The organism is Mucilaginibacter sp. UR6-1, assembly GCF_020880975.1.
GTDB lineage: Bacteria > Bacteroidota > Bacteroidia > Sphingobacteriales > Sphingobacteriaceae > Mucilaginibacter.
Genome location: NZ_JAJIWP010000001.1, coordinates 150,070 through 174,630 on the forward strand (window position 1 = coordinate 150,070; position 24,561 = coordinate 174,630).

18 protein-coding genes and 3 tRNA genes are annotated in these 24,561 nt (G+C 43.2%); 13 read left to right on the forward strand and 8 right to left on the reverse strand.

Going from position 1 to position 24,561, the window contains the following annotated elements; translation table 11 throughout:
- Positions 1-2: 2 nt before the first annotated feature.
- From LJ707_RS00715 to LJ707_RS00740, 6 genes are all read left to right on the forward strand, one after another.
- Positions 3-902 carry an AraC family transcriptional regulator gene (locus tag LJ707_RS00715; RefSeq protein WP_228948814.1) on the forward strand — a complete coding sequence of 300 codons (900 nt, stop codon included), beginning with the start codon at positions 3-5 and terminating at the stop codon, positions 900-902.
- A 92-nt stretch (positions 903-994) separates the two neighbouring features.
- Entirely contained in the window at positions 995-3,736 is a 2,742-nt protein-coding gene (locus LJ707_RS00720; protein ID WP_228948815.1) for a DUF5695 domain-containing protein, read from the forward strand.
- A gap of 35 nt (positions 3,737-3,771) precedes the next feature.
- Positions 3,772-4,677, forward strand: coding sequence for an AraC family transcriptional regulator (locus LJ707_RS00725; RefSeq protein ID WP_228948816.1), 906 nt, complete (start codon positions 3,772-3,774; stop codon positions 4,675-4,677).
- Between the two features lie 126 nt (positions 4,678-4,803).
- The gene (locus tag LJ707_RS00730; RefSeq protein ID WP_228948817.1) at positions 4,804-5,847 is read left to right on the forward strand and encodes an alpha/beta hydrolase; all 1,044 of its coding nucleotides are present in this window, start codon (positions 4,804-4,806) and stop codon (positions 5,845-5,847) included.
- A 136-nt stretch (positions 5,848-5,983) separates the two neighbouring features.
- Positions 5,984-6,484, forward strand: coding sequence for a DUF6265 family protein (locus LJ707_RS00735; protein WP_228948818.1), 501 nt, complete (start codon positions 5,984-5,986; stop codon positions 6,482-6,484).
- Positions 6,485-6,512: 28 nt separating this feature from the next.
- Positions 6,513-7,754, forward strand: a complete 1,242-nt coding sequence (locus LJ707_RS00740; protein ID WP_228948819.1) for a deoxyguanosinetriphosphate triphosphohydrolase family protein — start codon at positions 6,513-6,515, stop codon at positions 7,752-7,754.
- 64 nt (positions 7,755-7,818) lie between these two features.
- On the opposite strand, the gene LJ707_RS20365 is transcribed toward LJ707_RS00740, so the two are convergent.
- Both LJ707_RS20365 and LJ707_RS20370 read right to left on the reverse strand, forming a co-directional pair.
- Entirely contained in the window at positions 7,819-7,998 is a 180-nt protein-coding gene (locus tag LJ707_RS20365) for a helix-turn-helix domain-containing protein (protein WP_370632372.1), read from the reverse strand.
- A gap of 87 nt (positions 7,999-8,085) precedes the next feature.
- Positions 8,086-8,136 (reverse strand): hypothetical protein, encoded by a 51-nt coding sequence (locus LJ707_RS20370; protein WP_370632373.1) that lies wholly within the window; start codon positions 8,134-8,136, stop codon positions 8,086-8,088.
- A 738-nt stretch (positions 8,137-8,874) separates the two neighbouring features.
- Between LJ707_RS20370 and LJ707_RS00745 the strand changes: the two genes are divergently transcribed.
- From LJ707_RS00745 to LJ707_RS00760, 4 genes are read left to right on the forward strand one after another with little or no spacing between them, the layout of a single operon-like run.
- Positions 8,875-12,108, forward strand: coding sequence for a TonB-dependent receptor (locus LJ707_RS00745; protein ID WP_228948820.1), 3,234 nt, complete (start codon positions 8,875-8,877; stop codon positions 12,106-12,108).
- Between the two features lie 11 nt (positions 12,109-12,119).
- Entirely contained in the window at positions 12,120-14,138 is a 2,019-nt protein-coding gene (locus LJ707_RS00750) for a RagB/SusD family nutrient uptake outer membrane protein (protein WP_228948821.1), read from the forward strand.
- Positions 14,139-14,198: 60 nt separating this feature from the next.
- The gene (locus LJ707_RS00755) at positions 14,199-15,368 is read left to right on the forward strand and encodes a DUF4959 domain-containing protein (protein WP_228948822.1); all 1,170 of its coding nucleotides are present in this window, start codon (positions 14,199-14,201) and stop codon (positions 15,366-15,368) included.
- Between the two features lie 19 nt (positions 15,369-15,387).
- Positions 15,388-16,608 carry a DUF4998 domain-containing protein gene (locus LJ707_RS00760; protein WP_228948823.1) on the forward strand — a complete coding sequence of 407 codons (1,221 nt, stop codon included), beginning with the start codon at positions 15,388-15,390 and terminating at the stop codon, positions 16,606-16,608.
- A gap of 93 nt (positions 16,609-16,701) precedes the next feature.
- On the opposite strand, the gene LJ707_RS00765 is transcribed toward LJ707_RS00760, so the two are convergent.
- Together LJ707_RS00765 and LJ707_RS00770 are read right to left on the reverse strand one after the other, a co-directional pair.
- Positions 16,702-17,055, reverse strand: coding sequence for a hypothetical protein (locus LJ707_RS00765; protein ID WP_228948824.1), 354 nt, complete (start codon positions 17,053-17,055; stop codon positions 16,702-16,704).
- Between the two features lie 153 nt (positions 17,056-17,208).
- Positions 17,209-17,281: transfer RNA gene (locus LJ707_RS00770), tRNA-Gly, on the reverse strand.
- A gap of 306 nt (positions 17,282-17,587) precedes the next feature.
- Between LJ707_RS00770 and LJ707_RS00775 the strand changes: the two genes are divergently transcribed.
- Entirely contained in the window at positions 17,588-18,748 is a 1,161-nt protein-coding gene (locus LJ707_RS00775) for a hypothetical protein (protein ID WP_228948825.1), read from the forward strand.
- A gap of 102 nt (positions 18,749-18,850) precedes the next feature.
- Here LJ707_RS00775 and LJ707_RS00780 read toward each other — a convergent pair whose 3' ends face one another.
- Positions 18,851-19,702: an endo alpha-1,4 polygalactosaminidase gene (locus tag LJ707_RS00780; protein ID WP_228948826.1), complete on the reverse strand. Its 852-nt coding sequence runs from the start codon at positions 19,700-19,702 to the stop codon at positions 18,851-18,853.
- A gap of 234 nt (positions 19,703-19,936) precedes the next feature.
- On the opposite strand from LJ707_RS00780, the gene LJ707_RS00785 reads away from it, so the two are divergent.
- Both LJ707_RS00785 and LJ707_RS00790 read left to right on the forward strand, forming a co-directional pair.
- The gene (locus tag LJ707_RS00785) at positions 19,937-20,881 is read left to right on the forward strand and encodes an NADP-dependent oxidoreductase (RefSeq protein WP_228948827.1); all 945 of its coding nucleotides are present in this window, start codon (positions 19,937-19,939) and stop codon (positions 20,879-20,881) included.
- Between the two features lie 45 nt (positions 20,882-20,926).
- On the forward strand, positions 20,927-23,617 hold the full coding sequence (locus LJ707_RS00790; RefSeq protein WP_228948828.1) for a family 78 glycoside hydrolase catalytic domain: 2,691 nt from the start codon (positions 20,927-20,929) through the stop codon (positions 23,615-23,617).
- An 81-nt stretch (positions 23,618-23,698) separates the two neighbouring features.
- Here the strand turns inward: LJ707_RS00790 and LJ707_RS00795 are convergent.
- From LJ707_RS00795 to LJ707_RS00805, 3 genes are all read right to left on the reverse strand, one after another.
- Positions 23,699-23,784 (reverse strand) — tRNA-Leu (locus tag LJ707_RS00795).
- 49 nt (positions 23,785-23,833) lie between these two features.
- Positions 23,834-23,909: transfer RNA gene (locus tag LJ707_RS00800), tRNA-Gly, on the reverse strand.
- 109 nt (positions 23,910-24,018) lie between these two features.
- A complete protein-coding gene (locus tag LJ707_RS00805) occupies positions 24,019-24,501 on the reverse strand; it encodes a regulatory protein RecX (protein WP_228948829.1) in 483 nt (160 codons plus the stop codon).
- Between the last annotated feature and the right edge of the window lie 60 nt (positions 24,502-24,561).

The window sequence follows — 24,561 nt, forward strand, 5'->3', positions numbered from 1 at the left end:
CGATGAAAGTACTGCAATTCACCATCCCCGTAGCGCACGATAAAAGTGTGATAACCGATCAGGTTGAGTTGCCTTACCATTACCCGCATCTGCATCGCCACAAAGAGGCCCAGCTTACCTGGGTGCAAAGTGGGGAGGGTACACTGATAGCCGGTAATAACATGCACGCCTACACGGCCGGCGAAATCTACTACATAGGCCCAAACTTGCCGCATCTGTTTAAAAGTAATCCTGAGTATTTTAAATCCGAACAGCACAGACCGGTAAAGGCGCTTACGGTTTTTTTTAATCCGGATGGTGTATTATCATCAATGTTTGATCTGCCCGAATTGCGCCCGGTAAAGCAGTTCTTAAATCAGCATACACAGGGTTTTAAAGTGCCCGTAACCAATAATGATGCTATTGCCGCCATAATGATGCAGGTACGCGAAGCATCGGGCAGTAAAAAACTGGTGCATTTTTTAGAATTGATGCAGGGGCTTATTGCAGTTGAGGGCAAACCCGAAGCGCTGTCAACCCATGGCAATTTGCCTTCAATGGCCGAGAGTGAGGGTATCCGTATAGGTAATATTTATAATTACATTATGCAGAATTACAATAACGCCATCACACTTGACGATGTTGCCCGCGCCGCCTGCATGACCTCCGAATCATTTTGCCGTTACTTTAAAAAACATACCGGGCATACTTTCGTGTCATTTTTAAATGAGGTAAGGGTTAACGAGGCTTGCAAAAGGCTTACCTCGCATAAGTTCGAGAACGTTTCGGAAATTGCTTTTAAATGTGGCTTTAAAAGTATCACCAATTTTAACCGGGTGTTTAAGGCGGTAACCGGTAATTCGCCGCGCGAGTACCTGGATAACTATCTTAACAACATCAACAGCCTTTCGCAAACCGCTTAGGTTAAAAACGGACTACTATTTGGCAAATTACAGCCGAATACACTCAAGCTGCTACCGTATTTTTATAGCCTGATTAATAGGTTGACTTAAATATGGTAAATATCTCCCTTCCCCCCCAAAATAATATTAACTGGCGCACGGCCATTTTTGCAAGTATGCTGATGTTCGGCAGCCTGCTGGCTAACGCGCAAAACCCTTGGGAAGTGCTTTCAAAGCGACCGTCTACACTTGGTATAGAATCAGGTATTGATACCTATAGTACTTCGGCGTTTAATTTAAAATTGGTAAAGGCCTCGCAAACAGTAGCCGGGCTTGAACCTAAATCATCCGCAGGTTTTGATTACATCCCCGCCGACAGGCTAAAACAACGCAGCAGCAATGGCATGTACCAGTTAGGCGACATCAATATCAGGCTGAAAACAGAGGGAGATACGGCCTGGAAAAGCTTTTCATCGGCCAGCAAACGCGCCCCTGTTAAAGCGCTTGCAGCTAATGACAGTGTTTTATCAGCCGCCGATCTGGCTGCTACCTTGCCTGCCGATATTCCGCTAAAAATTGAGCGTTTGTGGAAACAACGGAATGGCCAACTGATATTGGAGTTTGATATTACCAACACCAGCAACAAAGCGGTGGAGATAGGATCACTGGGTATGCCGATGATATTCAATAACATTTTACAGGATAAATCGCTTGAAAAAGCCCATGCCGAATGTGTTTTTTATGACCCATATATAGGCAGTGGTGCAGGCTACTTACAGGTTACCCGCCTTAGCGGACAAGGCCCCGCCTTGCTTGTGGTGCCCGATGGTGATACGCCTTTTGAAGCCTATAATCCATTATTGGATGACCCAACTCCGCGCGGTATTGACTTTGAAGGCTTTTACGAGTGGATGGTACACAGCAAAGCCTACGCGGATAAGGAATGGAAGAAAGCCGAGCCCTGGAATGAGCCGACCGCGTTCACCCTTAAACCGGGAGAAACACGCCGCTATGCCGTAAAATTCATTTTGGCTGACGCGATCAGGAATATCGAGAAAACGTTGATAGTAAATAACCGTCCTGTGGCTATGGGGGTACCGGGATACATCATTCCGCAGGATGTGGATGGCAAGCTTTTTCTGAATTATAATAAGGAGGTAACATCTATAAAGGTACAACCCGCAGGTGCTTTAACTTTTACAAAAGCTATTGATGCTCCGGCCGGATGGTTGGCCTACCAGGTTAAGGGCAATGTATGGGGCAGGGCAAGAGTTACCGTAACCTATGCCGATGGCCTGAAGCAAACCATCAGCTATAAAGTGATAAAGCCGGAAGAACAGGTAGTAAAGGATTTTGGTAACTTTTTAACCACCAAACAATGGTATCATAATGATAAAGATCTTTTTGGCCGAAGCAATTCCGTAATTACTTATGACTACGAGAAGAAAGCCAAAGTATTGCAGGATAGCCGTGCCTGGATAGTTGGCCTGAGCGATGAGGGCGGCGCAGGCAGTTGGTTGGGTGCCATGATGAAGGAAGTGATACAGCCCGACAAAGCAGAGGTGCAAAAGTTACAACTGTTTGTTAACCATACTATATGGGGCGGTTTGCAGCACAGCCAGGGTAAAGAGAAATACGGTGTTAAGAAAAGCCTTTATTATTACGATCCGAAAGGTAAACCGGCCGGTACATATAGCGATAGCATAAATTACAAAACCTGGGCCGCCTGGGATAAAAAAGGTGCTGATGATATAGGCCGGTCATATAATTACCCACACGTTGCGGCGGCGCATTGGGCGTTATACCGCCTGGCGCGTAACCATAAGGGCTTGGTGAGCGAGTATAACTGGCAATGGTATTTAACTAATGCCTATGGTACCAGCATGGCCATGATAACACTGGCGCCGTACTATGCGCAGTTTGGGCAAATGGAAGGGACTGTTTTTTACCTGATACTACAAGATTTAAAAGCCGAAGGCTGGGGCGAAATGGCAGGCAGGCTTGAAGCCGCCATGCGTAAACGCGCCGATCACTGGCGCACGCTGCAATATCCGTTCGGTAGTGAAATGCCCTGGGATTCAACCGGGCAGGAAGAGGTTTACGTATGGTCAAAATACTTTGGGTATAATGATAAAGCACTGGTAACCCTGAACGCCGTATTAGGTTACATGCCAACCGTTCCGCACTGGGGGTACAACGGTTCGGCACGCCGTTACTGGGATTTTTTGTATGGCGGTAAACTATCGCGTGTGGAGCGCCAGTTGCACCACTATGGCTCGGGGCTTAATGCCATACCTGTACTTACCGGCTATCGTAGCCAGCCTGATGATCTGTACTTGCTTAGGGTAGGTTACGGCGGTACACTGGGTGCCATATCAAACATTACCGAGGATGGTTTTGGTCCGGCGGCGTTTCACTCGTTCCCGTCAACCTTGAGGATAGATTACCTCTCCGGCGATTACGGGCCTAACTTTTTTGGTTATGCCGTAAACACTGCTACCTATATTGCTAATGATGCAACCTTCGGCTGGCTGGCCTTTGGAGGTAATTTAACCACAAATGGCGATGTAGTTAACGTGGCTGTAACCACGGCAGCAAAATCAAAGGTATTTATTGCGCCTCTAAAATTATGGTTAACCTTAGATGCCGGTCAATTTAAAACGATATCATACAATAAAAGCACCGGCGCGGTAAGCTTTATGCTTGATAAGGCGGATGCTTATACACCTGTTGCTTACCTGCATGTGGAGGGCGGCGAAAATAAATATCGATTACCACAAACCAAGGTGCGTGGCGCTTACGTAATTAAGCTAAGCAGCAAAACCGCAAGTAATTTCAAGCTGTTAAGCAATTAGTATTTTTCGTAACGATAAATGCCGGACATGGTTACATGTCCGGCATTTCGTTTTTTGATGTATTTTTGCAAGGCATTTATTCCTCAATTAACATGGCCCGTTACAAGCAATTCGCGTTTAAACAATTCGGTTATTTTGATATTGGTGCCGAGCAAAATGAGTTTGCACTGCATCCTGATTTTGCAGGCAGCGTTAAGGTTGCGTTTGTAAAAGCGGGCGGTAATGTTACGGTTGATTTTAAGGGGTATCAGCTTGAGCAGGATGCCTTGTTTTTTATTAGTGCCGGGCAGTATTACCAGATAGCTGATGATAGCCGCGGCACCATGATCTACTACAATCGTGATTTTTACTGCGTGGCTATACATGATAAAGAGGTAGCCTGCGATGGGTTACTGTTTCATAATGTGTATGAGATACCTGTGATATTGCTGAGTGATGAACAATCAGCAGGTATGCAGGCCATCATTGCCGAGATTAAGGAGGAGATAGTGCATGATGACTCGAGCATGGAAGAAATGCTGCGTATCCTGCTCAAAAGCATCATCATTAAAGCCACACGCATCTATAAATTACAGCATAACACCTCAACAGATGAAGCCAGGCAGGAGGTAGAGTTTTCCCGCAAATTCAGTCAACTGGTAGAGTGGCATTACGCCAGGCACCATACCGTAGCTGAATATGCCGAATTACTTAACATGACACCCAAGGCGCTCAATAAACGTATTACCCGCAACAGCGACAGTACACCTAACGATATTATCAAGAACCGCATCATTCTCGAAGCAAAACGCCTGCTGGTACATACCGACCTCAGCGTAAAAGAAATTGGCTATAAACTTGGCTACGATGATCCATCGTACTTTATACGTTTATTTACCAACCAAACCTCATCATCGCCACAAAATTTCAGGCAGCAATACCAGCATGCTACGGTAGCCTGAGCGTTTTTTTAGATGGAGGGGAAAAAAGTGCAATACATGTATAAAACCGTGCATTGAGTGGCCTTGTTTGGCGCCATACCTTTGTTGTGTTCAATTAATCATAATAATTAAAACATAAACAAAGTCATGAAAACTCAAACTATCTCACAAGGTATTTCAGCAGTAATTTTAACCATAGCCTTAACCGGTTCAGCCATAGCACAGGTTGCCGACCCTGCAACCGATCCGCATATTGAAAGTAATACCAAGGCATTTTTAAATGTATTGAATTCGGGTAACGGCAAACCGTTGGAGCAACTTAGCCCGGTTGATGCCCGCGCGGTACTTACCGGCGCGCAATCATCAGTAAATGTTGATCTGTCGGGCATTGCCGTAACTGATAAAACAATAGAGGCCGATGGCCAATCAATTAAACTGCACATTGTAAAACCCGAGAATAGCAAAGGTACACTGCCGGTATTCATGTTCTTTCATGGTGGTGGCTGGGTGCTGGGCGATTTTCCTACACACCAGCGCCTGGTGCGCGATCTGGTAGTTAACTCAGGTGCTGCCGCCGTGTTTGTTGATTATACACCATCACCAGAAGCACATTACCCGGTGGCTATAAACCAGGCTTATGCCGCCACCAAATGGGTAGCCGCCCACGGTAACGAGATAGGGGTTGACGGTAAACGTTTGGCCGTAGCGGGTAACAGTGTAGGTGGTAACATGGCCGCCGTGGTAGCGCTAATGGCTACAAACAAACAAGGCCCCGAAATTAAACTGCAGGTATTGTTATGGCCGGTAACCGATGCCAATTTTGAAACAGGCTCATATAATCAATTCGCTACAGGTCGTTTTTTGACCAAAAACATGATGAAATGGTTTTGGGATAACTATACTACCGACCAAAATGCCCGCAAAGAAATATACGCTTCACCATTGCAAGCTACTACCGAACAATTGAAAGGCCTGCCAACCGCCGTGGTGCAAACAGCAGAGAACGATGTGCTGCGCGATGAAGGCGAAGCTTACGCCCGCAAATTGGACGAAGCCGGCGTAAAAGTTACCGCTACCCGCTACAATGGCATGATACATGATTGGGGTTTGCTTAACCCGCTGGCAACTGTACCGGGCACGCAATCAGCCATGCTGCAAGCCGCTGCCGAAATTAAAAAAGCACTTAAATAATCTCCGTCATAATCAAAAAAGCAAAGCATCGGGTACTGGGCCCGGTGCTTTTTTGTTTTGTGCAGATGGCGAATAAATTTTGAGCATGTTTGGGTAATTGTTTAATTTACAGCCATCAACCAATTATAATATAACTATGAAACCAAAGTACATTTACCTGCTACTTACATTACTATTCAGCATTTCAACCGCGTATGCGCAAACCGGCAAAGGCTCGGTTGCCGATGTTGCTTTTATACAAGGTAACTGGAAAGCCACCACCCCGGATGGCCGTACCATTGAAGGCTCGTGGCTGCCGCCGCAGGGCGAGAATATTTTAGGCTTTATGCGGATGATGAATGGCGATAAGCCCGATCTGTATGAGATATTAGCCTATGAGCAAACCGACAAGGGCTTAACCTCCATGGTAAAGCATTTTCAACCCGGATTGATAGGTAACGAGGAAAAGGACAAGCAGGACCGGTATGTATTTGTAGAAGCCGCCAAAGGCCGCGCCATATTCCAAAAGGAAGGGGAGGAAACCCTGCGTATATTGTACGAAAAGCGTTCGGCAAGCCAGTTTGTAATAGCCCGCGGCAGCCAGCAGGATGGTAAATGGGTTTTTGTTGATCTGTTTGTGTTTAACAGGGTGAAGTGATAATACACTTAATTTTGATGATATAATTATGATTTCAACTGATTTAGAAAATTATTGTAGAGAAAAAGAAGATCAACTTAAAGTAGTAAAAGATATAAGAGTTGACAATACTTATAAAGGTACAATCGAATATTTCCGTAACAACGCTGATATAGATTACTCAAGAGTACTTTATTCTTCATCTTGTCGAAGACTTCAAGGGAAAATGCAGTTGTTTATTCCTAAAAGCCAAGTTTTTTACAGGAATAGACTTACTCATAGTCATGAGGTTGCTCAATGTGCAAAAACGATAAGTAAAAGATTAAAACTTCAAGACAATATAACTGTTCAAACCTGTTCACTTGCTCATGATATTGGCAATCCTCCATTTGGTCATGCAGGTGAAGTCTTTTTGAGTGAAGTAAATAGTAATATTCCATACGAGGGTAATGCGCAAACTTTCAGAATACTAAATCGATTAGAAGAAAGACATTATGATTTTAATGGTTTGAATTTAACAATTAGAACTATGTTAGGAGTAGTTAAATACTTCAAGCCTGAAAAAGAAATAACTACTGATGAGAGTGGGAACGAAGTGTCGATTGTAAATAAAAAATTTCTCTATAAGGGTGATTATAAGTTAGTTGAAGAGTGGTTAAAAGAATACAATATTACGCATAAGACAATTGACTGCGAGATAATGGATTTGTCAGATGAAATTGCATATGCAATTCATGATTTAGAAGATGCATTACGACTAAAATATTTTACCATTGACGAATTACTATATGAATTCTCAATTCGTAAAGAATATCATGAAGTATTAATTGAGTTCAAGAAGTTTAATGTTTTGGCAAGACAATTTGCAGAAAAGGCTCATGCATATAAAACATCAGAAGAATATACTATGCTTTATCGCAAAGAATTAACATCTATATTAACTAATGCATTTATTAGAGATGTTGATTTTGTAAACGGTAAACTGGGGTATAGAGCATTAGGTTCTTTAGTAAGTGGCCTTAAAAAACTAACTTTTGAAGCGATTAAAAGGCAACCTGATATTATTGAGTATGAGCAACTTGGCAAGCACGTTTTAACTAAGCTTTATGCTTTGTACACAGATAGGGATTATAATAAAGAAATGGTTTTACTACCAGCAAATTATCGAAGCAAGGTTAACTGGGAAAGATGTGTTCAAGATTATATTGGAGGAATGATGGATATTTATGCGATTCAACAGTATGAAAAATATTATGGAAAACTTGAAGGTAAGGGGATATATTTCAAATGATTTACTCTAAAATGATTGTATCGGCTGTTGAAAATAATTATTAAAATTAAATAATCATTTACTATTAAGCCCTGAACTCCAAAGGCGTAAAACCCGGTTTGCTTTTAAAGTAATTGGAGAAATTACCCAGGTCATCAAAGCCTAATGAGTAGGCGATGTTGGCAATGGTCCAATCGGTTTGTTTGAGCAGTATTTTAGCTTCGTGTATTACCTGCTTAATAATAAGCAGGGTAGTCGCCGGTATTTAATAGCAGGGCTGCTGCTTTTTGTCTGGTTTGTTCAATTTGCTGAACTATATCCAGTGCTTCCTTATCTTTATTATAACAAGTATTTATAGCGTAATGCCGTTTTTGGCCAGGCGCAAGGCTATATCTTTACCCAACCCGCGGCTGCCGCCGGTTACCAGCGCTGTTTTATTTAAGGCTCAGTTTCGCAAAATGCAGTTCAAACCCGTTGCATAATATTGATCAATCATGGTCAGGATCGTCATTTGTTACCGATCAGGTAATACTCATATGGTTAATAATCGTTTATTATACAATTATTAATTACTGTTTTAACATGCATATTCGTTATTATCGAATTATATTAACTCGTTTTAGCAATTAAATAACCAATTTTAATCGATTGCAGAGCGTATAGATTGTAAAAAATATTTTTTATTGTTTTTTTTACAATTAAAAATATTCGTTTATATTTGACTCACAATCAATTGTAAAACCAACTTTTAAAACAAATTTTCATGGAAAGATCTGTACTTCGGCGTAAGTGCTGTCTGCTTTAATCGGTTCGTATACTGCATTACATTAACATGCGCTTTAATGTGCTTGCAGGCTGCAATAACTGATTGATATAGCCGGTGCCTGCTAAATAATATTTACAGCAAATTTTACCGGTTTATATAACTGATTATACCAATTATAATTCGGATGGGATACTTATTGCCTTTAGGCTGAGTATGTGGAATGTGCTGCAAGTAGGTGTCCCGGCTTTTTGATAACCTGATTTTTTTAAAACGAATGATGCCACCCTGAACATAGTACCCGCTTATGCGCAGTAATTACTGTGCGCAACACTAATATATCTCACATACTCGCTAATCAATTTAAACTGTAAACATATGAGGAAAAATTACTTTCGTTTTTTTAGAAAGCTTGCTATCCTGCTATTGTTTCTGTTAACGGCAACACTTGCAAAAGCTCAGCAGGTAACCGTACAGGGGATAGTGCAGGATACCGTTGGCGGTATACCCGGTGCCACCATCGTTGTAAAGGGGGCAAGCGGCCAGGGTACTAATACCGATAACCTGGGGCGGTACAAGTTAAAGGTAGCCGCCGATGCCACGTTAACTTATTCGGCCATAGGTTCTAAACCCAAACAAATTATTCTTTCGGGCTATAAAGCCAATGCCGCCGGTGTAATCAATCTGGATGTTACACTGGAGGTAAACACCACCTCACTTGAGGAGGTAGCCGTAACCGGTTTTGGTAACACGCAAAAAAAGGCCAGCCTGGTAAGTTCAATTACTACGGTAAATGTTAAGGATCTGAAAACACCCTCATCCAACCTTACTAACGCGCTCGCGGGCAGGGTAGCGGGTATAATTGCCTTTCAGGGTAGTGGCGAGCCGGGTTTGGGCACTGATAACTCTACGTTCTATATCAGGGGCTTATCTACGTTCGGTTCCGGTAAGCAGGATCCGTTGATCCTGATCGACGGTATCGAATCATCATCTACCGACATGGCCCGTTTACAGCCCGATGACATCTCTGACTTTTCTGTACTGAAAGATGCTGCCGCGGCTTCAATATACGGTGCGCGTGGTGCAAACGGTGTGGTGCTCATTAATACAAAAATGGGTAAGGATGCCGCGCCACAGTTCAACTTCAGGGTAGAGAACCGCATGTCGCGTAATACACGCGATTATGAGTTTGCCGACAATATTACTTATATGAATATGAGTAACGAAGCCGTGCTTACCCGTAACCCCAACGGTGTCGAGCCTTACTCTCAAAATAAAATAAACAGCACGCGTGCCGGCGAAGATCCGTATCTGTATCCCAACAACAACTGGATCCAAAAACTGATTAAGGATTACACCATTAACCAGGGCTACAACTTAAACATCAGTGGTGGTTCTAACAGGGCAAGGTATTATATAGCAGGTACTTATAATAAGGATAACGGTATATTAAAAGTTGAGCCCATCAACGACTTTAATACCAACATCAGCCTTAAAAATTACTCTTTACGTTCAAACGTTGATTTTAATGTTACCAAAAGCACCGTGCTGATTGTGCGTATGTATGGCCAGTTTGATGATTATCAGGGCCCGATAGGCGGGTTTAATGAAAATGGTGCCCGTATTTCAGGCGGTGAACAAACTTTCCGTAACGCGCTTAATGCCAATCCGGTTATGTTTCCGGCAGTGTATCCGGCTTCAAAACTGCCGTTTATTGAGCACCCGTTGTTTGGCTCGGCACAAACCCGTAATTCTGATCTGAGCCTGAGCTCAACCATGTATATTAACCCTTATGCTGAGATGGTTAAAGGTTACCAGGTTTATAAAACATCAAACCTGCAACCTCAATTGGAATTGAAGCAAAATCTGGATGGTATTACACCCGGGCTTACCGCGCGTGCTATGGGCTATTTACGCCGTGTATCGTTCTACCGCGTAAACCGTAGCTATGTGCCTTTCTTTTATTCCGCTATCATCAACCCGCAGGATCAATCTTACTCGCTTCAGCCGCTTAATGATGGTTCGGCCAATTCTCTGCAGCCTGTAGGTCGTGAGTTTTTGGATTTTAACCAGGATGCAAAGGAAATTGATTCACGTTTCTGGCTTGAGGGCGCGGTAAATTACAACCGTACATTTAAAAAGAAACATTCGGTAAGCGGTATGTTGGTGTCGTACATGTCGAGCTATGAGAACGCTAACGCTTCCAGCCTTATCCAATCACTGCCTGCGCGTAACGCGGGTGTGTCCGGTCGTTTCTCATACGGATATGATGACCGTTACTTAGCCGAATTCAACTTTGGTTATAACGGCTCGGAGCGTTTTGACAGGCGTAACCGCTGGGGTTTCTTCCCTTCAATAGGTGTTGGTTACCGCATCTCACAGGAGAAATTTTTTGAACCACTGCGCGAAATTGTAAGTAACCTGAAATTCCGTGCTACTTACGGTTTGGTAGGTAATGATGCTATTGGTAACGTTAACGAGCGTTTCTTCTATATGTCAAACGTAAACCTTAACGATGGCGGTTTTGGCGCTACGTTCGGTCGTAATGATGGTACCGCCGTTTATAACCGCAACGGGGTATCTATATCACGCTATGCTAACAGCAGCATCACCTGGGAGCGGTCAAAACAAATAAACCTGGGTATGGATTTAAGCATTGCCAATGCCTTTGATTTAATTGTTGATGCTTACAAGCAAGAACGTTCAAACATCCTGCAACCGATATCAAATATTGATAACGCCGCAGGCTTAATGGCGGTTCCGTTCTCAAACTTCGGTAAGGTTAGCGCTAAGGGTGTCGATTTATCGGGCAGTTACCGTGCAAATATTTCAAAAGATTTCTCTATCAACGCACGTGGTACCTTTACTTATGCTACCACCCGTATCGAACGTATAGACGAGTTACCGTATTCAAGCGATCTGGCTTACCTTTCTCGCAAGGGGTATTCTATCAACCAGGCTTGGGGTTATGTTGCTGAGCGTTTATTTGCTGATGATGAAGAGGTTGTTAACTCGCCTGTTCAGTTTGGTAACACCAATCTGCGTGCGGGCGATATCAAATACCGCGATATCAACAAAGACGGTATAATTAACAGCGACGACCAAGTAGCCATTGGCTATCCAACACAGCCCGAAATTATTTATGGTTTTGGATCAAGCTTTTACTATAAAAATATCGATTTCAGCTTTTACTTTCAGGGGGCTGCGCGTTTTTCATTCTTTATCAACTCATCGCAAATACAGCCGTTTTACCAAAGCGGTGGTTATCAAACCGGCTTGCTGCAGGCTGTTGCTAATGATTACTGGTCAGAAACCAACCCTAATCTGTACGCTTTCTGGCCTCGTTTGAGCACTTACCGTATTGACAATAACAACCAGATATCAACCTGGTGGATGCGTAATGGTAGCTTTTTGAGGCTTAAGAACTTAGAGTTTGGTTATACTTTCAACAACCTGAAAAAAGTAAAAATGCAGCGTGCACGTCTTTATTTCTCAGCAACCAACTTGTTCATAGTAAGTGGTTTCAAAATGTGGGATGCTGAAATGAGGGGCAATGGATTGAACTATCCGCTGCAATCACTTTACAACCTGGGTGTACAAGTTAGTTTTTAATAGCAATCAACATGAATACACAAAAAAATATACATAACCAAAGCAACGGCAAACACATGGCGGGCTTTCGTAAGCTTATATCCGGCAAAAAAATCCGCCTGATAGCTGTGGCAGGATTGTTCGCTATAGCATCGAGTTTATCAGCCTGTAAAAAATATCTTGATATAGTGCCTGATAACGTTGCCGTTATTGAAAACGCATTCAAATTGCGTACTGAGGCCGAAAAATATCTGTTTACCTGTTACTCGTACCTGCCAAAAAACGGCGATGGCTGGTTTAACGCCGGCATGATGAGTGGCGATGAAATGTGGTTGCCGCAAAGCGATCAGGCACACTGGCACCCTGCTTTCCGCATAGCCCAGGGCCAGCAAAATAAGGACAGGCCACTGTTTAACGAATGGGGTGGTGATTTGAAAGGCGGCGACGGCCGATTCAATTACCTGGTAATGTTCAGGGGGATACGCCATTGCAACATATTCCTTGAAAATATTAAGGATCAGACTAAAGTGCCTGACCTGAGCCTTTCTGAGCGCGAAAGATGGATAGGCGAAGTTGAATTCCTGAAAGCTTATTACCATTACTACCTGCTGCGCATGTATGGCCCGATACCGATTGTTGATAAAAACGTGCCTGAATCATCAGCACCTGAAGAGCTGTATTACAAACGTATGCCGGTTGACGAATGCGTGAATTATATATCAGCTTTGCTGGATGATGCTATTGCTAAACTCCCGCCGCGTATTGTTGACGAGAATAAAGAGCTTGGCCGTACAACACAGGTTATAGCGCTGGCAGTGAAGGCTAAACTTTGGTTAATGGCTGCGAGCCCGCTATTTAACGGTAACAGCGATTTTGCCGGCTTCCGTGATAAGGAAGGCATTGCGCTTTTTAACCCCACGGTTGATCAAACCAAATGGGAGAAAGCACGCGACGCGGCAAAAGCGGCAATTGACGCAGCCGAAGCCAACGGTAACTCGCTTTACACCTACCGTAACGACGTTTTTAACCTGAGTAACGAAACAAAAACACAGTTAAACATTCGTAACGCCGTTACCGACAGGTGGGGAACCGAAGTGGTTTGGGGTTTATCAAACAGTTACTTTGTTAACGAGGCATTGTGTATGCCGCCGCTGGTGCGTGGCTCTAATACCGACAGGTTTCAGTTACAGGGTGTTTGGGCTGCACCGATCAAGATCGCTAAGATGTTTTACAGTAAAAATGGCGTACCCATTGATGAAGATAAAACACTCGATTTTACGAATTATATGCAGACCCGTACTGCCGTTACTTCTGAGCAATTTTATATTGAACCGAACTTTGTAACAGCACGCCTGAACTATGACCGCGAGCCACGCTTTTATGCTGATCTGGGTTTTGATGGCGGCCGCTGGTACATGAAAGATGGAACAACCACCGGTAGTGATGTTAACGGGATGTATGTGCAGATGAAGAATGCGCAAACCGCAGGCTTCGGTCACTTTACCAACTGGAACGAAACAGGTTACTTTATTAAGAAATTGGTTCACTGGGAGTCAACCACTAACAGTAATAACGCGCCTACCTGGAAAAGCTATCCATGGCCCGAGATCAGGCTTGCGGACTTGTACCTGATGTATGCTGAAGCCCTTAATGAGGTTGAACCTGCATCGCCGATGGCTATATCATATGTTGACAGGGTAAGAACCCGCGCCGGTTTAAATGGTGTGGTTGAATCGTGGAGCAATTTTTCACGTAACCCGGGTAAATACGGCAGCCAGGACGGCTTACGTTCGATAATCCACCGAGAGCGCCTGATCGAGCTTGCCTTTGAAGGGCAGCGTTTCTGGGACCTGCGCCGTTGGAAACAATCGGGCGAGGAGTTAAATAAAGATATTACTGGTTTCAGCATATTAGGTAAAACTACCGAAGCTTATAATATTGAGCGTACTATCTTCAACCAAACCTTTATCGCTCCGCGCGATTATTTGTGGCCGATAGGTAACTATGAAACCAGGCGTAATCCTAAGCTTGTTGAAAATCCGGGATGGTAATTATAAACTTAAAATAGTTGTACTATGAAATTGATAAAATTAATCCGTTATATACCAGTTTTGGCGACGCTATTGTGGCTGTCATCATGTAAAGAGGATATGGACTATAAAACCCCGGCAGGTGGCGATGGTTCGGTACCGCAGGTGGTTAGTAATGTAACTGTAGAGAACCTGGCCGGCAAAGCCCGCATTACCTATAAATTGCCAAACGATAAAAATTTACTGTATGTAAAAGCGGTTTATAAAAACTCTGCCGGTGCAACGGCCGAAACCAAATCATCGTACTATAAAGATACGCTTACGGTGGAAGGCTTTGCTGATACTTTAGAGCATGAGGTAAGCTTGTATTCCGTTAGCCGTAGCGAAGTGCTTTCATCGCCGGTAGTAATAAAGGTAAGGCCACTTGAGGCGCCGTTTAAAAAGGTTTTCAAAACCATTTCGGTTATCAACGCTTTTGGTGGTTATAACCTTACAGCCTTAAACCCTACGCGCGATAATGTGGCCATTATTGTAATGAAACGTAACGCGTTCAACCAGTTTGAGGTAGATAATTTTAAGAGTATTTATACACGTACTGATGATATCATCTCCAAAATACGCGGGCTTGATACAACCAACCATGAGTATGCGGTTTATGTTAAGGATAAATGGGGTAACAGTTCAGATACGCTGGTTGTAAACGTAAAACCCATTTATGAGGCAAAACTTGATCCCGGAAAATTCAGAGGTTTTGTATTGCCCGGCGATGCGCCGCAGGTAACCAACGGTGCCCGCCTGGAGTATGCCTGGGATGGCCAATTAGGCTGGCCTTGGGTTAGCTTTACCGCCCAGGTAACCGGTGGTACCAATCCGCATATGATCACTTTTGACACCGGTGTAACTGCCAAAATCAGCCGTATCTGGATCAGGCCTTTCCCTGAAGGAACAAGGTTCTATTACCTGTCTACCATGCGCCGCTTTGAAATTTATGGCGCAACAAATCCATCGCTAAATGGTGCGCTTGATGGTAGCTGGACTTTGATGGGCACCTACGAGGTTAAAAAGCCATCAGGCTTACCTTATGGTACTGATAATGCCGAAGATCAGGCCACGGCAGCGGCAGGCTTTAGCTGGGAGGTTGACCTGAATGCGCCAAAAGTTCGCTACATACGCATCCGCTGCCTCGAAAACTGGGCTGGTGGTACCGCGCAAAGTATCAATGAGCTTGAGGTTTATGGTTCAACGCTTTAACTTTTAACGATCAATGGTTATGAAACATAAATTTCAACATAAAATAAAAGCGTTATTAGCGGTTGCCGCGGTTTGTACGCTTACATTCTCATGCTCAAAGTGGGATGATTTTAAAAAATATAAAGAGGGTGGCGAAATCATTTACACCGGTAAGTTAGATTCGGTTAAGTTCCTTTCAGGCAACCAGCGCATCAGGCTGAAAGCCATGCTGAAGGCCGACCCGAAGTTAACTAAAGTAAAAGTTTTGTGGAACGGTGGTAAAGACTCTATTGTATACGATGTGGATATGCAAGCCGAACCACGCGAGTTTATCCGTACTTTCCCGATGGAAGAGGGGATTAAGAACTTTGTTGTGTATACATATGATGCTGCCGGAAACCAATCGGTAGCGGTTAACGCGGTAGGGCAGGTGTATGGCCCCCGTTATCAAAATGGCTTAAATAACCGCGTGGTTAGTTCGGCTTCTTCACTGGTTGATACCACAAAGATTGATTGGTTGCCAATTGATTTATCAGCAGGCCCTATTGCTACTGAGGTTACCTATCTTTCAAAAACCGGTATTAAAAAAGTACTTACACCAATAGCGCAGGAGCGAACCATAATAGGTGACCTTGATGCAAGTGCTGCAACGATAAGCTACCGCACGCTGTTCAAGCCTCAGCCTACAAGTATTGATACCTTTTATACCGAACCCGTAGAGGTGAAAGTTACCAAGGAGTATTTACGTAACACCAAAATTCCGTTTGAAACCGTATTAAACAGCGACAGGTGGGCTATACCTAAGTATTGGAAAACCAACGCGGCGGTGCTTAATTTCACCAATGGGGCGGGTACTAAGTTTGGCGGTGTCGACTTTTGGTTTGGCGGCCCTCAGTTAGCTATGGAAGCCGGTTGGTCATCAGATAATATGGTAACCATCACCAACGGGAAAATTTACCAAACAGCGGAACTGCCTGCCGGTAATTACACTCTTGAGATGGATATACCGGATTGTACTCAAAACGGCAATTTTTACACTGTTGCCGCTGAAGGCTCGATCATTCCGGATATCGAGAATTTATCGTCAGCAATCAGCTACGCTAAAACAAGTACCACGGGTACGCATAAAATCAGCTTTAAGCTTACATCAACCAAAACCGTATCAATGGGTTTTGTAGGCACGCTGCAAAATAAGGGCTGCTGCGACGGTACTTTCTGGCGCATAAGCGCGGTAAGGCTAAAGCAACTCCCGTTAGAATAAAAAAGTAAAAATATATCCGGTAAAGCAGGCTGATCATAAAATGGTCAGCCTGCTTTGTTTTAAATAAAACTTACTTGGTATAGGATACTATCATTAAACATCATTATCATTCACATCCTTGCTTAGCACAGGTTTTTCGCGTAGCTTTTTACGAATGGTATAAGCGCCGTACACAAACATGCAGGCAATAAAAATGTACACCCACGCAGGTATGTTTCGCCCGGCAACTATAATATATACATAAGGTATACTAAATGCTAATGCCGAAAACAGGATAGGCACTAACACCGGCGCTTTTTTGCGCGCACGATTTACCGTTAACACCAGGCAGCCAATAAAGCATGGCTTGCTGATAAAGTACAGAATACCGAGCGTTAATGGGTCAACGTCATATTCTTCGCCTAATGAGGTGAGCCAGTCATTAAATTCGGTAAGGTAATCCTGCATTTATTACAATGTTAGTTTGAAAGTTTGAATTTATAAGGTGTCGCCTCAAAAAAAATATTACGAGTACAATAATAAGCTGTTAAAGTGGGGTTTTAATCGGAAGGTATAGAAACAATAAATCCTTCTCTGCCAGCAGAGAAGGATTTATTTTAGAGCGAAAGACGAGATTCGAACTCGCGACCCCGACCTTGGCAAGGTCGTGCTCTACCAACTGAGCTACTTTCGCATTGGGTGAAAAATAAAGCCCTGATATTTTTATCAAGGCTTTATGCCTGCAAAGGTATACTTTTCCTGTTATTTTTAAAATCATTTTTTGGCTTTTATGCCTTGGCTTATATAATAAGTTGATTCTTAGCCAAAAAATTATTTAGTATACATAAGCCTAAAAAGTGAAACTTAATAGTATGTTATTAATACAAATGAAAGTTTATATACACCTGTTGAAAGATATATCGTATTCTGTATGCGAATATTAACTTATCTGTAAAGTTTTATTTATAAATTAACGAAATTGAACTATAAAACTTTATCTATGAAAAAACTCTTATTGCCGGCTATGGCTATGTTACTTGCCGCCTGCCAAAACAAACCACTTGTTACTCCTGAAAACTCAAAAACACAGCAAGATTTATCGGTTAAATCAAAAAAGCGCCCCGGGGCTATTGCTACCGATAGTATTTATGGTGTATGTGTACACTTTGGGCAGGCTAATAACCTGGAATATACAATTAACAAGATTGGCTTTGCGATTGACCTTGCCGAAACCATGAACCTTAATTTTTTTCGTACAGATGTTACACTGAATTCCAGCGGTACACCAAACGCTACGTTTGAAGCTTTTGCAGATTCGGCCTACAACGCCGGATTTGGTATTTTAGCTGTGATGAACAACCCAACTGTAACAGCACCTGCAAATGGTACTACTTACACAAGTACTGAATTGCAAAGCTATTATAATCAAGGGTATAGTAAGGGTTATGGGTTTGCAAGCCGGTCTTCATTGCAAGGCAAGGTGCAGTATATTCAAATATTTAACGAGCTTGAAAATGATAATAATGCGGCAATCCTTAGTCCTACTTATGGGGGTACTCAGGAACCTACGGTTGGCCAGAATGATAGCAAGTATAACATGACTAAGTATCCTGCTTATCTGCAATTTATGTTAGGTGCTTATACGGGTATTAAAACCGCTAACAGCACGATTAAGATCGGCACTAATTATGCCTGGCTGCATTACGGTTTGTTTTTACGCTTTACCAAAGATATGATCGCGCAAAACAAGAAACTTGATTTTATGCTGCTAAACTGGTATAATGTTGAAGAATATGGTGTTGATCAATCACACAATGTTGATCCCAACAATGTACCTATGGCAGGGCAGGCCATTAATCGTCTGAAATATAAATTTTTGCAGCAGCCCACGTCGCCCCTGGTTAACCAGGTTGGCTTGAGCGAAACCGGAATTTCTTTTGGCGGTGGCAGTACACCTAACCCTAATAATTTAAGTAAAGGCGGTTTTTTAACACTTATGCATAACCAATACAGGCCGCAAACAAACATGTTTTTTTATTACGAGTTGTTTAAACAATTACAAACAAAATCACAAAACCCTAAAGAGGCGCAGTTTGGTATACAAATAGCCACCAATCCGGCTAATCATTTGGTGACAGATACATTGTCAAACTTATATTAATTAAATCCTCAGGTTGATACAGACGGTTAACCGTCGGTTTGTAATCAAAAAGGCGCTTTAACAATTGTTAAAGCGCCTTTTTTAAATATAGTGCCCTGCTAATTACTCGCACTTATGCACCCAGGCATCCAGATCACGTTTTTTGAGGATGGCCGTATAGCCCAAAGCTGCTGCTGCCGGGCAGTATTGAGCATCAAAGGTTTTTTGAGGTGTTTCATCGGTATATTCTACCACGAAAACCGGCTTTTTAAGCTGAGCGTAGAGCTTTAAGTCGTTTTGCCAGCCTTGTTTAAAAGCATCTTCAGTAAGGGCCCAATCAAATTTTGAAGCGTATTGACCTGTAAGTTCGGGTACATTTTTTTGGCCAATGCCTAAGCCGTTGCTATGGGCTGTAGTTATTAAAAAATCAATATACTTTTTAGTGTCATCTATATTAATATCAAAACCTGTAGTGTTGGCATAGCTGTCGAGATTATCAGGCTCAATGGCATCAAAGCCCTTTTTCAGTATCATGTTGAACCTTGAATTTAGCCAGGGCTTCAGTTTATCTATCTGGCGTATATCCACCCACTTTTCGTGCGGCCACTCATCATACTTTTTGCCCACTACATCCTTTGGCAGGAGCGAACCGTCGGGCCTGTCATCCTCAAATGTACCAACAGACAAATAAGCGATCACTTTTTTGCCTTGCGCGTGCAGTGCCGCAACGGTTTCGGCCGAGGTGGTAAACGCGTCAACATCCACCACGCTGCCACTAAAAGTGGTTGATGAATTAATGTCATCCAGTTGCCAGTCAAAACTAATGCCTGCGGCTGGCTGCCACCAGGTAGTTTTATCGCCGGGAAGTTCGGTAGGGTCTACCGTGTTCGGGGTATCGTTATCTGTGGTGTCTTTTTTGCAGGCTATTAATAATAACAGCATCAGGGCAAGGCCGGAGGTCTTTCGGTTGAACATGAAAATGTGAATACTTGAATGCTTAAACGCAGGCTAAGTGATTTTTGTATACAGTTGTAAAGATTAATATTACAGTTTAAGCGCCATACGTAATGGAGTATGCTTCACTAAAATAAACATTTAGCCAAACGTTTGTGCACCTCAAATACTGTGTAAAAAAGTGCTATTTATTAGCTGATATGTATACTTTTTTTAAAGTACGTAGGTATAATTTTGCTTAATAACATTAAACAAATGAAAACATATATCTTAAATGAGCCTGGAGATACCACTCATTTGCAAATTTCAGATCAACCGAAACCACGTGTTAGCGGTAATGATGTACTTGTGCGGGTTAAAGCGATCAGTATTAACCCTGTTGACGTAAAGACGAGGGCAGGTAAAGGCGTTTATGGCCGTTTAAAAACCCTCGACCCAATAATTATCGGGTGGGACATCGCCGGTATTGTTGAAGAAACCGGCGATCAGGTAACCGGTTTCAAAGCAGGAGATGAGGTGTTTGGAATGATCAATTTTCCCGGACATGGAAAAGCATATGCGGAATATGTATCTGCTCCGGCTCGGCATCTTGCTCTTAAGCCTGCAAATATAAGTTTTGAAGATGCTGCCGCCGCAACATTGGCGGCTTTAACGGCTTACCAGGTGCTGGTTAAAAAAGCCGGGGTACAGGCGGGTGATAAAGTTTTGATCCATGCCGCGTCCGGTGGCGTAGGGCACTTTGCCGCGCAGATAGCTAATCACCTCGGTGCCCGGGTTACAGGTACATCTTCTGCACAAAATCGTGATTTTGTGTTATCATTAGGTATAAACGAACATATAGATTACCAAACAAACGCGCTCGAAAAAAGGGAAGGGTATTTTGATTTTGTGTTTGATGCGGTTGGGGGTAGCACTATTGAACGGTCTATACCATTAATAAAATCTGGAGGAACGCTGATCTCAATTCCTACCGGGATCAGTGAGGCCGCCTTAGCCCGGGCTAAGGCACTTAATGTTGAGGCTTATTTTTATCTGGTTGAATCAAACGGAGACGACATGATAAAAATAGCTGATTGGCTTGCTACAGGTGTTATTAAGCCTACCGTGTCAAAAACATTTCCTTTTGAGGATATGGCCTTAGCGCATAAAGCCGTTGAAAGCGGCAGAACAATTGGGAAAGTTGTAGTATATATTAAGTAAAGCCTGTAATAAATGTATCTTGCGTGTATACCAATTAAACACACTATGAGATCAGCTTTAACTACGATAGTTCTGTGTTTTTTCGCATGCCTGGCCTTAGCTAAAACGGCGGAGGTTACGGTTGTTAATTTGAGGTGTGAATACCTGTCTGATCCTATCGCTGTGGAGGATCAGCACCCCTTACTAAGTTGGCAATTAACATCAATCTACACGGGTAAAAGTCAAAAAGCGTATCAGGTACTGGTAGCAAGTTCGCCTGTATTGCTGGCTCAAAATAAGGGCGATTACTGGAACAGCGGGAAGGTTAATTCATCCAATTCAACACAAGTTATTTACGGTGGTAAACCCTTATCATCACGAAAACAGGTGTATTGGAAAGTGATGGTGTGGGATGAGAAAAATATAGTATCCGGCTGGAGTAAAACCGCCTCCTGGCGTATGGGTTTGTTACAACCTGCCGATTGGCAGGCAAAATGGATAGGAGAGATGCGGGATCCTCAACCTGATTCGGCGATTACCTATCCGGCACCTTTTTTTCGTAAAGCGTTTACGGTGAAAAAAAAGATCAAAAGGGCAACTGCCTACGTTAGTGGCCTCGGTTTTTATGAGTTATATATAAACGGTAAAAAAATAGGAGACCAGGTATTGGCTCCTGCCGTTACCAACTATGATAACAGGCCGCTTAAAAAGTTGCTGTATCCGTACGATGATCAGTCAAGGCAGCGGGTACTTTACAATGCTTTTGATGTTACAAATTACCTCATCCGTAATGATAACGCTATTGGTATACTACTCGGTAACGGTTGGTATAACCAACGTGACCGTACCGTAGAGGGCCTGATGTGGTATGATGTTCCCAAAGTCATCCTTCAACTGGAGATCCGGTACGAAGATGGAACGTTTGGTACTATCCTATCAGATAATTCCTGGAAAACAACTACCGGTCCGTTGCTGAAAGACGGGATATTTACCGGAGAAAAATATGATGCCAGGGCAGAATTAGGTGCATGGAACGGCCCGGGTTTTAACGATTATAAGTGGCGCAAGGCCATCCTGGTTAAGGCTCCAAACGGTACACTGCATCCGCAGATGGCGCCGTTCGATAAAATAACGCGTATTCTAAAACCTGAGTTTAAAGGCCGGATCAGCGATTCTGTTTACCAATATCATTTAAAGGAGACCGTGTCGGGCTGGGCAGCACTGCATGTTAAAGGTAAAGCGGGCAGTAAGATAACCATGAGGTACATTAGCGAAGAAGGTGAGGATTACGGGCAGTTTGATAGCTATGTTTTAAAAGGTAACGGTACCGAGAGCTGGGAGCCAAAGTTTACATGGCATGCTTTCATGAATTTGGAAGTAACATCGCCGGATGTGGTGTTGGATGCTTCAAATATTACAATCAAAGAGGTGCGTACTGCCGTAGTTTTAAACGGAAGCTTTGAGTGTTCAAATACTTTTTTGAACAAGATTAACACAGCCTATGTAAGAACACAGAATGCTAATATGCATGGCAGTATAAGCAGTGATTGCCCGCACCGGGAACGGTTGGGTTATACCGGCGACGGACAAGTGGCGATGGAAAGCGCGTTATTGTCTTACCATATGCCGCAATTTTATCGTAAATGGCTGGATGATATGGATGATGCCCGTAACCACAATACCGGATTTGTGCCGCACGCGGCACCTTTTGGTGGTGGTGGCGGCGGCCCGGCCTGGGGTTCGGCTTATGTGATCATGCCCTCCTTGTATTTTTCTTATTATAGTGATACCCTGGTTTTAAAGCGGCATTACGCGGGCATGAAGCAATGGGTTAACTATTTACAAACGCGGATCAATGAAAATGGCTTGATCACCAAAGAAGAGCCTGATGGTTGGTGCCTTGGCGACTGGTGTACGCCGGAGCAGATTCAACTGCCTGAGCCACTGGTAAACACGGCTTATTTTTTTCATGTAACCAGCCTGATGGCTGATATAGCCGGAGTTTTGGGGAATGAAAGCGACAAGGCGCAATTTGCCGGCATGGCGCAAAAAATAAAGGCCGACTTTAATAAAGCTTACTATAATACTGCAACAAAAACCTACTGGCAAGGGCGGCAGGGCGCGGATGTTTTTGCTTTAGCATTTGGCTTGGTGCCCAATGATAAGTATGATGCCGTGTTTAATTCGTTATTAGCGCATTTAAAGCAGATCAATTACCATTTTGATACAGGTATTTTGGCTACACCGCTATTGCTCAAAGTGCTTTCGCAAAACAACAGGGATGACATCGCCTACCAAATCATGAACCAGAAAGACACACCCGGATTTGGTTATTTATTAAATAATAAAAACAGCACTTTATGGGAAGAATGGAATGGCGGCGGCTCACACAGCCACCCGATGTTCGGCAGCGTGGTGGCCTGGTTTTATTCGGCTATCGGCGGTATTAAGCCTGATCCGGGCAGTGCCGGTATGAAACATTTTTTTATAGCGCCAAAACCCGTTGGTGATCTGAATTATTGCAAGTCAGCATATACAAGCTTATACGGCAAAATACGTTCGGAATGGGTACGGGAAAAAAATGGCGGGTTGCAGATTGTTATAGAAGTGCCGGCCAACACATCGGCAACATTTATTTTACCCGAAGGTATGAAAAACCTTGTGAGCGGCCCCGGTAAAAAAAATCACGCAAAAAAAGTTAACAAGCTATACATTGCAGAGTTTGGATCAGGGATTCACCGGTTTAAAATTGACTGATGCAAAATGCGATGTTTATCGGATGAGCAATTGTAAGTAAATAAAAACGGGAAAGAACGTATATACGTCTTTCCCGTCAAGTACTCGGGGCGGGAATCGAACCCGCACTCGCTTTAAGGCGAACAGGATTTTAAGTCCTGCGTGTCTACCAGTTCCACCACCCGAGCAGGTGATTAACCTTTTAAAAATAAATCCCTTCTGCTTGAGGGAAGGGATTGGAGCGAAAGACGAGATTCGAACTCGCGACCCCGACCTTGGCAAGGTCGTGCTCTACCAACTGAGCTACTTTCGCATTGTTTTTGCTTACAATCGCTGTTCGTGTTTCGTTCGTTGATTGTGGTTGCAAAGATAGAGAGAAAACCATTTTCCGCAAGTAAAAAGTGTAATTTTTTTAAAGTTTTTTATAACTCGCTGTTTTTCAAAACTTCTAAAATTAAGTTGCTCTCAAAACCCCGGCTTAAAGCGTATTGTTGTAGTTTATAGCGGCGTTTTAAGCTGTGTTTTTCCTTTAATGATGCCGCTTTTTTTTCCAATAAATGCTGCAATGCGGTCATATAGTCGTCCAGGTCAATACCAGCCAGGGCTTTTTTAATAAGTACATCGGGCACGCGTTTCAGTTTAAGGCCTTGTTTTATTTTTACTTTTCCCCAATGTTTTTGGTTGAATTTGCTTTTAGCGTAAATACGTGCAAAGCGCTCTTCACTCAAAAAATTCTCGGTGATGAGCCTGCTTATCACAATTTCAATAATGCGCCCGGCAACGCCCCATTCATACATCTTGTCGCGCACTTCCTGTTGCGCGCGTTCCTGGTAGGCGCAATAGCGCATGGCTTTGGTAAGGGCGGTGTTCTCGTCGGTAATTTTTATCGGGTTATCGCGTTCCATTTGAAAATCAAAAATCGCTAAAATTTCTTCTATTAACAGGAAATATAAGCAACTTAGCAT

What these genes read in the sequence shown, in the direction of transcription:
- LJ707_RS00805 (WP_228948829.1), bottom strand. Translation starts at nt 24,501, where the DNA reads ATGGAACGCGATAACCCGATAAAAATTACCGACGAGAACACCGCCCTT.
- LJ707_RS00740 (WP_228948819.1), top strand. Translation starts at nt 6,513, where the DNA reads ATGATTTCAACTGATTTAGAAAATTATTGTAGAGAAAAAGAAGATCAA.
- LJ707_RS00725 (WP_228948816.1), top strand. Translation starts at nt 3,772, where the DNA reads ATGTCCGGCATTTCGTTTTTTGATGTATTTTTGCAAGGCATTTATTCC.
- LJ707_RS00790 (WP_228948828.1), top strand. Translation starts at nt 20,927, where the DNA reads ATGAGATCAGCTTTAACTACGATAGTTCTGTGTTTTTTCGCATGCCTG.
- LJ707_RS00760 (WP_228948823.1), top strand. Translation starts at nt 15,388, where the DNA reads ATGAAACATAAATTTCAACATAAAATAAAAGCGTTATTAGCGGTTGCC.
- LJ707_RS00765 (WP_228948824.1), bottom strand. Translation starts at nt 17,055, where the DNA reads ATGCAGGATTACCTTACCGAATTTAATGACTGGCTCACCTCATTAGGC.
- LJ707_RS00720 (WP_228948815.1), top strand. Translation starts at nt 995, where the DNA reads ATGGTAAATATCTCCCTTCCCCCCCAAAATAATATTAACTGGCGCACG.
- LJ707_RS00750 (WP_228948821.1), top strand. Translation starts at nt 12,120, where the DNA reads ATGAATACACAAAAAAATATACATAACCAAAGCAACGGCAAACACATG.
- LJ707_RS00715 (WP_228948814.1), top strand. Translation starts at nt 3, where the DNA reads ATGAAAGTACTGCAATTCACCATCCCCGTAGCGCACGATAAAAGTGTG.
- LJ707_RS00775 (WP_228948825.1), top strand. Translation starts at nt 17,588, where the DNA reads ATGAAAAAACTCTTATTGCCGGCTATGGCTATGTTACTTGCCGCCTGC.
- LJ707_RS00735 (WP_228948818.1), top strand. Translation starts at nt 5,984, where the DNA reads ATGAAACCAAAGTACATTTACCTGCTACTTACATTACTATTCAGCATT.
- LJ707_RS00785 (WP_228948827.1), top strand. Translation starts at nt 19,937, where the DNA reads ATGAAAACATATATCTTAAATGAGCCTGGAGATACCACTCATTTGCAA.
- LJ707_RS00730 (WP_228948817.1), top strand. Translation starts at nt 4,804, where the DNA reads ATGAAAACTCAAACTATCTCACAAGGTATTTCAGCAGTAATTTTAACC.
- LJ707_RS00745 (WP_228948820.1), top strand. Translation starts at nt 8,875, where the DNA reads ATGAGGAAAAATTACTTTCGTTTTTTTAGAAAGCTTGCTATCCTGCTA.
- LJ707_RS00780 (WP_228948826.1), bottom strand. Translation starts at nt 19,702, where the DNA reads ATGTTCAACCGAAAGACCTCCGGCCTTGCCCTGATGCTGTTATTATTA.